This window comes from Caballeronia mineralivorans PML1(12), assembly GCF_001028175.1.
Classification (GTDB): Bacteria; Pseudomonadota; Gammaproteobacteria; order Burkholderiales; family Burkholderiaceae; genus Caballeronia; species Caballeronia mineralivorans.
On sequence record NZ_AEJF01000180.1, the window covers coordinates 87,389 to 97,599 of the forward strand.

9 protein-coding genes and 1 pseudogene are annotated in these 10,211 nt (G+C 61.3%); 6 read left to right on the forward strand and 4 right to left on the reverse strand.

Translation table 11 applies throughout. From position 1 onward, the window contains the following. Window positions 1-47 precede the first annotated feature (47 nt). From cysD to cobA, 3 genes are read left to right on the forward strand one after another with little or no spacing between them, the layout of a single operon-like run. Window positions 48-1,010: a sulfate adenylyltransferase subunit CysD gene (cysD, locus tag EOS_RS30995; RefSeq protein WP_047896015.1), complete on the forward strand. Its 963-nt coding sequence runs from the start codon at window positions 48-50 to the stop codon at window positions 1,008-1,010. 31 nt (window positions 1,011-1,041) lie between these two features. Further along, a complete protein-coding gene (locus tag EOS_RS31000) occupies window positions 1,042-2,367 on the forward strand; it encodes a sulfate adenylyltransferase subunit 1 (protein ID WP_200908721.1) in 1,326 nt (441 codons plus the stop codon). A 9-nt stretch (window positions 2,368-2,376) separates the two neighbouring features. Beyond that, the gene (cobA, locus tag EOS_RS31005; protein ID WP_047896017.1) at window positions 2,377-3,135 is read left to right on the forward strand and encodes a uroporphyrinogen-III C-methyltransferase; all 759 of its coding nucleotides are present in this window, start codon (window positions 2,377-2,379) and stop codon (window positions 3,133-3,135) included. A 165-nt stretch (window positions 3,136-3,300) separates the two neighbouring features. Here cobA and EOS_RS49025 read toward each other — a convergent pair. Continuing rightward, window positions 3,301-3,528: pseudogene (locus tag EOS_RS49025) on the reverse strand (HipA domain-containing protein); the annotation flags it as partial. Between the two features lie 27 nt (window positions 3,529-3,555). Here EOS_RS49025 and EOS_RS31015 point away from each other — a divergent pair. Then, the gene (locus EOS_RS31015) at window positions 3,556-4,995 is read left to right on the forward strand and encodes an RNA-guided endonuclease InsQ/TnpB family protein (protein ID WP_053064090.1); all 1,440 of its coding nucleotides are present in this window, start codon (window positions 3,556-3,558) and stop codon (window positions 4,993-4,995) included. Window positions 4,996-5,120: 125 nt separating this feature from the next. On the opposite strand, the gene EOS_RS31020 is transcribed toward EOS_RS31015, so the two are convergent. From EOS_RS31020 to lptF, 3 genes are read right to left on the reverse strand one after another with little or no spacing between them, the layout of a single operon-like run. Next, window positions 5,121-5,489, reverse strand: coding sequence for a sirohydrochlorin chelatase (locus tag EOS_RS31020; RefSeq protein ID WP_047896019.1), 369 nt, complete (start codon window positions 5,487-5,489; stop codon window positions 5,121-5,123). A gap of 34 nt (window positions 5,490-5,523) precedes the next feature. Beyond that, window positions 5,524-6,672 (reverse strand): LPS export ABC transporter permease LptG, encoded by a 1,149-nt coding sequence (gene lptG / locus EOS_RS31025; protein WP_047896020.1) that lies wholly within the window; start codon window positions 6,670-6,672, stop codon window positions 5,524-5,526. A gap of 4 nt (window positions 6,673-6,676) precedes the next feature. Further along, window positions 6,677-7,774: an LPS export ABC transporter permease LptF gene (lptF, locus tag EOS_RS31030; RefSeq protein WP_047896021.1), complete on the reverse strand. Its 1,098-nt coding sequence runs from the start codon at window positions 7,772-7,774 to the stop codon at window positions 6,677-6,679. A gap of 219 nt (window positions 7,775-7,993) precedes the next feature. Between lptF and EOS_RS31035 the strand changes: the two genes are divergently transcribed. Both EOS_RS31035 and EOS_RS31040 read left to right on the forward strand, forming a co-directional pair. Beyond that, a complete protein-coding gene (locus tag EOS_RS31035) occupies window positions 7,994-9,505 on the forward strand; it encodes a leucyl aminopeptidase (protein ID WP_047896022.1) in 1,512 nt (503 codons plus the stop codon). 49 nt (window positions 9,506-9,554) lie between these two features. Further along, complete coding sequence (locus tag EOS_RS31040; protein ID WP_047896023.1) at window positions 9,555-9,980, forward strand: DNA polymerase III subunit chi; 426 nt, start codon at window positions 9,555-9,557, stop codon at window positions 9,978-9,980. Window positions 9,981-10,211: the final 231 nt, after the last annotated feature.

Sequence of the window (10,211 nt, forward strand, 5' to 3'; positions counted from 1 at the left end):
GGCGCCTTTACTTTGGTGCTATGCAAAGCAACCAAGGAACGACGCATATGAGCAGCACGCTCGATTCAACAGTCAACGCTCCGATCGCGAATCGCGAGACCCGGATGGACCACCTCGACTGGCTCGAAGCCGAGTCGATTCATATCCTGCGCGAACTCGTGGCCGAGTGCAGCAAGCCTGCGCTGTTGTTCTCCGGCGGCAAGGATTCGGTCGTCGTGCTGCATCTTGCGTTGAAGGCATTTGGTCTGGGCACGGGCCGCAAGACCGTGCTGCCGTTCCCGCTGGTTCATATCGATACCGGTCATAACTTCGACGAAGTCATCGACTTCCGCGATCGTCGTGCCGCTGAAATTGGCGCGCAGCTCGTGGTCGGTCATGTCGAGGATTCGATCAAGAAGGGCACCGTGCGGCTGCGTCGCGAAACGGATTCGCGTAACGCTGCGCAAGCGGTGACGTTGCTCGAGACCATCGAGGAATACGGTTATACGGCGTTGATCGGCGGTGCGCGTCGCGATGAAGAAAAGGCCCGTGCGAAAGAGCGCATCTTCTCCTTTCGCGATGAATTCGGCCAGTGGGATCCGAAAGCGCAACGCCCGGAATTGTGGAGCATCTACAACGCGCGTCTGCATAACGGCGAACACCTGCGCGTGTTCCCGATCTCGAACTGGACCGAACTGGATATCTGGCAATACATCGGGCGCGAGAAGCTCGAACTGCCGTCTATCTACTACGCGCACGATCGCGAGATCATTCGCCGTAATGGCTTGCTCGTGCCGCTGACGCCGCTCACGCCGCTGCAGGAAGGCGAAGTGTCGGAAGTCGCGCTTGTGCGTTTTCGGACCGTCGGCGACATCAGTTGCACGTGCCCCGTAGCCAGCGATGCCGACGACGTCGAGAAGATCATCGCTGAGACGGCCGTGACGGAAATCACGGAGCGCGGCGCCACGCGGATGGACGATCAAGCCTCCGAAGCCGCGATGGAAACCCGCAAGAAACAAGGTTATTTCTAAGCATCACGCCGCAAACAAGGAACAGGGAAACATCATGAGCATTCATCAACCCGAAGACCTCGGCGTGTTGCGTTTCATCACGGCGGGCAGCGTCGACGACGGCAAGAGCACGCTGATCGGCCGCCTGCTGTTCGATAGCAAGGCGGTGTTGTCGGATCAGTTGTCGGCCTTGTCGCGGGCGAAGAACAAGCGCACCGTCGGCGATGAAATCGATCTGTCATTGCTGACCGATGGTCTCGAGGCGGAACGCGAGCAGGGCATTACCATCGACGTTGCGTACCGCTATTTCGCGACCGCGAAGCGCAAGTTCATCATCGCCGATACCCCGGGCCACGAGCAGTACACACGCAACATGGTGACGGGTGCATCGACGGCGCACGCCGCGATCATTCTCGTCGACGCCACGCGCGTGACGTTCAAGGACGGCGTCGCGCAACTGCTGCCGCAGACGGTGCGTCACAGCGCGATCGTCAAGTTGCTTGGACTGCAGCATGTGATCGTCGCGATCAACAAGATGGACTTGATCGACTTCAGCGAAACGCGCTTCAACGAGATCCGCGATGCGTACGTCGAACTCGCGCGTCGGCTTGGGATTAACGATGTGCGTTTCGTGCCGGTGTCAGCGCTGAAGGGCGATAACATCGTGACCGCCAGCGAGCGCATGCCCTGGTATGCAGGCGAACCGCTGCTCGATCTGCTCGAAGCGCTGCCTGTTGCGCAGCCCGTTGAGCAAGCGCTGCGTTTCCCGGTGCAATGGGTCGCACGTCAGGATGGTAGTCAGGCCGACGATTTCCGCGGCTACATGGGCCGTGTCGAATCGGGCGAAGTGAAGCTGGGCGACACGATTACCGTGCTGCCGGCGAATCGCGATGCGACCGTCGCTGAGATCATCGCTCCGGTTCCGGGCGGTGTGGCGCAAGTGGATCGCGCGTTTGCCGGTCAGACGGTGACCATTCGCCTGGCGGAAGATGTCGATGTCTCGCGTGGCGATACGTTCGTGCCGCGCAACACGAGCGGCACGAAGATCGAGCCCGCAAAGAAGCTGGACGCGGACCTCTGCTGGTTCGACGAAGAGCCGCTTTCACCGCAGCGCAAGTACCTGCTGAAGCAGACCACGAACACCGTGTTCGCGCGGATCGGTGCGATCAAGGAAGTGCTCGACGTGCATACGCTGCTGCATGCGGTGGATCGCAACAACCTGACGATGAACGACATCGGCCGGGTGGCACTGACTCTCCAAAAGCCGATCGTCTGCGATGCCTACGACACGCATCAGGGCACGGGCGCGTTTGTTCTTATCGATGAAGCGACGCATCACACGGTTGCGGCCGGGATGATCCGTTCATTTTCAGCCTGAGTATTGACTATGGGTAAGGTGTATCTGATCGGTGCGGGGCCGGGTGCTGCGGATCTTATTACGGTCCGCGGCGCGAAGCTGCTGAGCCAGGCGCAAGTGGTCTTGCACGACGCGTTGATCGAACCGGCCATGCTCGACTACGCGGCGGACGCGCGCAAGATCGCAGTGGGCAAGCGCTGCGGACAGCGTTCGACCGCCCAGCATTTCATCAACAAGCAGATCGTCGATGCCGCTCGCGAACATGAGGTTGTCGTGCGTCTGAAGGGCGGCGACCCCATGCTGTTCGGCCGTGCCGACGAGGAAATGCGCGCGCTCGAAGCGGCGGGTATCGAGTATGAAGTGGTGCCGGGCATCACGGCCGCTCTGGCGAGTGCCGCGACGTTAAAGCGCTCGCTGACCTTGCGCGGAGTATCGCGGAGCGTGGCGCTGGCTACCTACAGCCGTGCACCCGATACCGATGAGATCCGCGAGCAGGCGAGTGCGGACTCGCTCGTGTTCTACATGGGCCGCGACAGCGCGCCGGAGATCGCGCAGCAACTTATCGATGCCGGACGGCCGGGATCGACGCCGGTTGCTATCGTCGAGGCTTGCAGTACGGAACGTGAGCGCTCGTTGACGCTGACTTTGGGCGAGATGGCGCGTGGTGAAGCGCAGGATTGGCTCGATGCATCGCAGCCGAGTCTGCTGATGATTGGCGAAGCGTTTGCGGAGCGCTCGTCGGGGCGGTCGACGGAGTTGGTGGAGGCGGCGTTGCAGGTTGCAGCTTGATTTAAGCCGATGACGATCCTGAAAAACGCTGCGCTGAATGGGTGTGACGCGGGGTTTGGCTCTTCGGAAAGGCCCCTGTCGGTTAATGACCCGCAGGGGCTTTTTCATACTCACGTCGGCGTCCTGACGCCCGCGAGACACAGGCGCAGAGCGGACCTGCGGTTTCGGCACGACGTCGTACAGGTCGCTCAAGCGCCAGCCTTTGTTTGCACCATCCCACACGAACGCATGATTACGAAGATGGTCGTCGTCGTTCGTCACAAGGATGTTGAACACCATGCGTTTGAACAAGTAAGCCGGCAATCCTGCCCATTCATGGGGAGGAAGGATAGGCGGCGAACCGAAGGTTCGCGTCTGCTGCCGGGGATAAACCGAATGAGTTGAACTTGACATAGAACTGTATGTATGTACAGTATCTGTATGTCTTCTACTCTTCAATCCGGTGCCCGATTCAGGGCCTACCCCGATCGTGGGGTAGCGTCGCTGCTCAGGCGCTGGGTTGGGTGTCAGCGGGCAATCTACAACGGCAAGGTCGAGGAGGATCGGCTCTTCGCCGCGCAGCGTCGGCTCGAACTGGCGTCGGGCAAGGCGGACGTGAAGACCCCGCTTGACCAACGGTACGCCCAGTTCAAGGATCGGGAGCTCACGCGCTGGCTGTACGAGGTGCCCAGCCAGATCCTGCGCAACGGTGCGGTACGCTGGATGAGCGCCAAACAGCGGCAACTGAAGGGACTGGGCCAGGCGCCGCGACGTCGTTGCCGCAGGGATTTCAACAGCGTCGTGATCATCCAGGAGCTGTTTCGTTTCGTGCGCAGTCCCACGGGCGAGATGGTGATCGAGCTCGGCACGAAGACGAACCCGGTCGGCGTGTTGCCGTTCAAGGCGCATCGTGCGTACGGCATCGCGAACACGATCGTCGTTCGTGAGGTCGCCGGGCAGTGGTTCGTGAGCTTGTGTTACGCGCACGAAAGCGCGATCGTGCTGCGCGAAGCGCACGAGCTCGCGTACGAACTGAACGGTCTCGATGATGGCGCGGTCCAGCAGGTGACGCTCGGCATCGACCGCAACGTGCGAGACAACTGCATCGCGACGAGCGAGGGCGGGCAGTACCGAGCCGAGGCGATCGTGCTCGAGCGCATGCGTCGCAAGGAGGTTGGGGCGAAGCGCTATCAGCGTCGCATCGCGCACGCGAAGAAGGGTTCGGCCAACCGGCGCAAGCTGGTCGCGCGACTGGCCCGAAAGAAGGCCTACGCGCCCCGCGCACGCAAAGACTTCGCCCACAAGGTCAGCCACGGTTTAGCCACCTCGGGCGCTCAGTTCTTCGTGCTCGAGGATCTGGGGATTCAGGGCCTGACGCGAGCCCCGAAAGCTCGGCTCGACGAAGCAAGCGGAAAGTGGCTGGCGAACGGCGCGCGCGCGAAGGCGGGGCTGAACCGATCGATTCTGGAGTCGTGCTGGGGCAGCATCCACCGCACGCTCGCCTACAAAGCGGCCCGCCGCAACAAGCTGGTCGGCCTGGTGCCGGCGGCCTACACGAGTCAGGAATGTTCCCGCTGCGGGCACATTCACCCGGAGAACCGGGAGGGAGCGCGGTTTGTCTGTCGACGCTGCGGTTTCGAGGCGCATGCTGATCACAATGCGGCGCTCAACATCAAGGCGAGAGGCATTGAGCGGCTGCGCGGGGGCGAATATGCGAGCGTCAAAACCAGCAAGCGTGTCGCGTTCAGACGACGCGACGAGCGTGCTCAGCAGCCAACGGAACGGAACACGACCGGCGGGCGGCCGGCGCATGCCTGCGGGGGCGAAGGCCCTCATCCAGAGCATCGGATAGAGCGGACACAAGACCGGGTGGCTGCGTGAGCGGTTCACCGGGCAGTCTGCAGTGAAGCAGGAAAAAGATCCTCTTGCACTCTGGGGAGGAAGCCCCGGGGCCTTCAGGCCGGGGAGCCGTCACGTAGCCAGCTATCCGAGTGCGAGTGCGGCAGCTACCCAACCTGCCGAACGCAATACCGCGCGACTGCATCGAGCACGCTGTCGTCTTCACCGACCGCCGTTGCACAGTTGATCTCAACCGATGGAAATATCGCGCGGCATCGATCGAGCAACTCGGGCAGGTCGCGCCGGATGTGCCCACCCTGACCGAAGAACACGGGTATGACCGTGATCGCATCACACCCATCCGCTGCCAGCTGTTCGATAGCCGTGGGCAAATCGGGCGTCATCAGTTCAAGAAACGCAAGCGCCACCGGCGCGCTGCGCATTGCGCGCAGCTTCATGGCGAGCCGTTCGAAAGGCTCAGCCCAGCGCGGATCGCGTGCACCGTGGCCGAACAAGATCATGCCGTGTTTGCTCATGGCGTCTCCACGCGTTTGTCATCCCCACAAAGCCCTAATGCCGGTCCACCCACCGCAGCCCGATCAACCCGACTATCAGATACGCCAGCGCTGGCGCTGCGGCCGTCAATGGCGCCGGCCAGGTATTTAGCGTACCGATGTGCGAAAACAGCGTGTTAACCAGCTGAAAGCTCATGCCGATCATGATGCCGCCGAACACCTTTACGCCGACCACGCCGGCCCGCGTATGCAGGTACGCGAACGGCAGCGACAGCACCAGCATCACGAGTACCGCGAGCGGATACAAGATCTTGCGCCAGAACGCGATCTGATAACGCTGCGTGTCCTGATGATTTTCCGTCAAATGCTGGATGTAGCTGAACAGGCTGAACATCGACATCCGGTCGGGCGACACCAGCAGCACCGACAAAATCTGCGGCGTCAATTCCGAGCGCAGCGAGTACTCGGGCACGGTGACTTGTTTCGCACGATAAACGGGATTGAGCGCATCGCCGGGATTCACGGCTTGCGGCGGTGCATCGATGAGTTCGGTGTCCGTTACGTCGGTGAGCTTCCAGTGGCCCGGTGGCTGGAACACGCCGCTCTTCGCGATCCGCACATTCGTCAGCCGGAACAGCGAATCGAACTCGTAGATGCGCACGTCCGCAATTGTCGTATCCGGGTTCAGCGTGCCCACGTTCACAAAGCGCGTGACCTGCTCGCCATCCGCGCGTGCGGTCAGCGTGTCTTTCACCCACACGCCCGATTCGAAGTTCATCGACACCGACGACCCCAGCGCCTCGAGCCGCACTTTCTCCGAGAGCTGATCGGAGTAAGGGCCAACCACTTCACCGATCACATACGTGAGTAGCACCATCGGTATGCCGATCTTGAGCAGCGAGCGCAACGCCTTGCCGGTGGACAATCCGGACACGCGGAAGATGGTGAACTCGGACGCCGCAGCCATCTGCGCGAACACATAGATAGCCGCGATCAGCGCGGCAACCGGGATGATTTCGTAGAAGCGCGAGGGCGTCTGCAACGCCACGCGCAGCACGGCGAGGCCGAACTTGTAATTGCCATGTCCGACCGTGTTCAACTCATTGATCAGGTCAAAGAAGAAGAACAGGCCCGAGAAGGCAAAAAGGATGAAGATAAACGCGAGATAGATCTGACGCGCGAAATACCGTTCGTAAATGCGCATTGCGTCAGGCCCCTTTCGAGCGGGTGAACATCGACAGCCGGAACAGCGGGCGATTGCGTATGCGCAGCCAGAAGATGATTGCAACCATGATCGAGACGAGTATGTGCAGTCCCACCAGCCCCACGCCAAACGATACCCGGCCTTGCTCGATCCACGACTGCACCACGTTCAGCAGGTTCGAATACGTCAGATAGATCAGCACGGCCATCACGAGATTGATTGTGCGGCTGCGTCGCGGGTTCTGGTACGAGAGCGGAATGGCAAGCAGCATCAGGTTGATCGCGATCAACGGCAGCCCCGCGCGCCATGCGATCTCCGCGAGGTTGTCGCGGGTGGGGTTCGCCAGCAGTTCATTCGTGTACATGCCGGTCGTGGTCGGCGTGTTCACGAATTGCTGGCTTTGGATTTTCACGCCGTAACGCTCGAATTCCATGATGCGGAAGTTCGGTTGGCCCGGAACGCCGTCATAGCGCCGGCCATTTTCCAGCACCACGAAACGGTCGCCGTTGGCGTGCGTTTCGGTATGGCCGTTCTTCGACACCACGACGTTGACCTTGCCGCCTTCCGTGCTCGTCACGAACACGTTTTGCACGTGCCCCTGGTCCGGCGACATTTTTTCGATGAAAAACACGCGGTGGCTTGTCTGCGATTCGCGGAACTGGCCGGGCGCGAGCAGCGAGACTTCATCGCGCTGCTGGAACCGCGCCTTGATGAGCTTGCTCTGCAAATTCGACCACGGCCAGACCACGAAGGCGAAAAACACGATGGCCAGGATGATCGGCGTGGAGAACATCGCGACCGGTTTGATCAGGGCCGTCTGACTGACGCCCGATGCGAGCCACACGACCATCTCCGAGTCGCGATACCAGCGCGTCAGCACGAAGAGGATGGACACGAACAGGGTGACGATCATGATCACGGCGAGATAGCCGATGACGGTGAGGCCGATCAGCACGACCACGTCGCGCGGATCGACTTGCCCCGATGCTGCAAAGCCGACGATGCGAATCATCATCGTGGTCAGCATGATCGTGAGCAGCACCATGAATACGGCGCCAGCCGTATACGCGAGTTCACGCTGAAGGGAGCGTTCGAAGATCATTGATTGTCAGGTGGACGCCGGGGGCGACGGGCGGTTGGATTATGTGCGGCCCGCGTTTGGGCCACACGCCATGACAAACGTGCCGATTGAATGAGACATGAACGAGTCATGAGCGAGACATTCAATCCGGGCATCGCTGCCCGCGACCGCCTCGGAAAAAAATAGCGGATAATTGCGGCTTTCATCCTTCAGCCCAGATTTTATCCGAGGATAAGCGCGATGGACTTTAGCATAAAAGCCTGTGATTGGAGCAAAGGCTCGGCAAATGGTTTCCTTAACGGAAAGGCCGATGTAGTAGTGCTCGGAGTGTTCGAAGCGCAGACGTTGACGGGCGCAGCCCGCGAGATGGATTTGGTGACCAAGGGGTTGCTCACGCGTACGGTGAAGGCCGGCGACATGAGCGGTAAGGCCGGTTCCACGCTGATGCTGACCGAAGTGACGGGGATTGGCGCGTCACGGATCTTGCTAGTCGGCCTCGGCAAGCAGGACGCTTTCAATCAGAAGGCTTACACGGAAGCCACCCGCGCCGCATGGCGCGCGCTGCTTGCCACGAAGATCGCGAATGTGGCGTTTACGCTCGCGCAATTGCCGGTGCCCGAGCGCACGGGCGACTGGGGCGTGCGCTGCGCCATCCTTGCGCTGCGCGAAGTGACCTACAAGTTCACGCAGATGAAAAGCAAGCCGGAAAACGGCGATCGCGCGTTGAAGAAAGTGGTGTTCAGCATCGACGCCGCCGACGACAAGGCCGCGAAACTCGCGGTGAAACATGCGACGGCGCTCGCCAACGGCATGGATCTGACGCGTGATCTCGGCAACCTGCCGCCGAATGTCTGCACGCCCACGTATCTCGGCCAGACCGCGAAAAAACTGGGCAAGGATTTCAAGCTGAAGGTGGAAGTGCTCGGCCAGAAGCAGATCGAAGCGCTCGGTATGGGCTCGTTCCTGTCGGTGGCGAAGGGGTCGGTCGAGCCACCTGCGTTCATCGTGATCCATCATCAGGGCGCGGGCGCGAAGGCCGCTCCGGTCGTGCTGGTCGGCAAGGGCATCACGTTCGACACCGGCGGCATCTCGATCAAGCCGGGTGAAGGCATGGACGAGATGAAGTACGACATGCTGGGCGCCGGGTCCGTGTTCGGCACGATGCGCGCCATCGCGGAAATGGGGCTGAAGCTCAATGTGATCGGCGTGATTCCGACCTGCGAGAACATGCCGGCCGGCAATGCAGTGAAGCCGGGCGACATTGTCACGTCGATGTCGGGCACGACTATCGAAGTGTTGAATACGGATGCGGAAGGCCGCCTGATTCTCTGCGACGCGCTGACCTACGTGGAGCGCTTCAAACCCGCCGCCGTAATCGATATCGCCACGCTCACGGGCGCGTGCGTCGTCGCACTCGGTCATCACAACACGGGTTTGTTCTCGAAGGACGACGCGCTGGCAGGCGAGTTGCTGGATGCGTCGAAGGAAGCGATCGATCCGACCTGGCGCATGCCGCTCGACGACGAATATCAGGAGCTGCTGAAGTCGAATTTCGCCGATGTCGCGAACATTGGCGGACGCCCGGGCGGCGCAATTACCGCGGCGTGCTTCCTGTCGCGTTTTGCGCAGAACTATCCGTGGGCGCACCTCGATATCGCGGGCACGGCGTGGAAAAGCGGCGCGGCGAAGGGCGCGACCGGACGTCCGGTGCCGTTGCTCACGCAGTTCCTGGTCGACCGTGCAGGCCAATGAGCTTGGTTGAAAATTTCACCGAAGCAAGCGCAAGCGTGGAGGCGTGGGTATGACGCGAATCGATTTCCATTCGAATGTCGGGGATTCGATCGCGTATGCCTGCCGTCTCGCGCGCAAGGCGTACCTGAGCGGCCAGCCGTTGATCGTGCTGGCCGAAGCTGACCGGCTGAAGCGCTTCGACGAGCAATTGTGGACCTTCAAGCCGCTCGAGTTCGTGCCGCATTGCATGGCGGGCACCGCGCTGGCGGCTGAAACGCCGGTGTTGCTCACTGCATCGCTGGAGTCGCTGGTGCAGGATCAGCAGCATCAGATCCTGCTGAACCTCAGTGCGGCGGTGCCGCCGCAGTTCGCGCGGTTCGAACGCCTGCTGGAAGTGGTCGGCAACGAAGAGCACGAACTCGTGGCGGGGCGTGAACGGTATCGTTTCTATCGCGATCGCGGGTACGTGCTCAACAACTACAAGCAGGGCGGCTGAGCGCGCCGCTCAGTCGCAGCGCGCGGCGGCCACGCGGTATGATCGTAAAAACGCCCGCCGTTAGCCTGCAGTCAGCCTGCCATCAAGAGACGGAGTCCACTCGTGCCCAACACTACCGCGCCCGATACGGCTGAAACACCCGAAAATTTCGATTCCTCCATTCCCGTCCTGACCGATGTCATCGCGGCGGGCAGGCCGGATCGCGCCCGTGCTGCGCCGCGTGCACCGGAG

Bases quoted from the DNA above. Each gene is read 5' to 3' on its own strand.
- cysD (WP_047896015.1), top strand. From the start codon at position 48: ATGAGCAGCACGCTCGATTCAACAGTCAACGCTCCGATCGCGAATCGC.
- cobA (WP_047896017.1), top strand. From the start codon at position 2,377: ATGGGTAAGGTGTATCTGATCGGTGCGGGGCCGGGTGCTGCGGATCTT.
- EOS_RS31015 (WP_053064090.1), top strand. From the start codon at position 3,556: ATGTCTTCTACTCTTCAATCCGGTGCCCGATTCAGGGCCTACCCCGAT.
- EOS_RS31020 (WP_047896019.1), bottom strand. From the start codon at position 5,489: ATGAGCAAACACGGCATGATCTTGTTCGGCCACGGTGCACGCGATCCG.
- lptG (WP_047896020.1), bottom strand. From the start codon at position 6,672: ATGCGCATTTACGAACGGTATTTCGCGCGTCAGATCTATCTCGCGTTT.
- lptF (WP_047896021.1), bottom strand. From the start codon at position 7,774: ATGATCTTCGAACGCTCCCTTCAGCGTGAACTCGCGTATACGGCTGGC.
- EOS_RS31035 (WP_047896022.1), top strand. From the start codon at position 7,994: ATGGACTTTAGCATAAAAGCCTGTGATTGGAGCAAAGGCTCGGCAAAT.
- EOS_RS31040 (WP_047896023.1), top strand. From the start codon at position 9,555: ATGACGCGAATCGATTTCCATTCGAATGTCGGGGATTCGATCGCGTAT.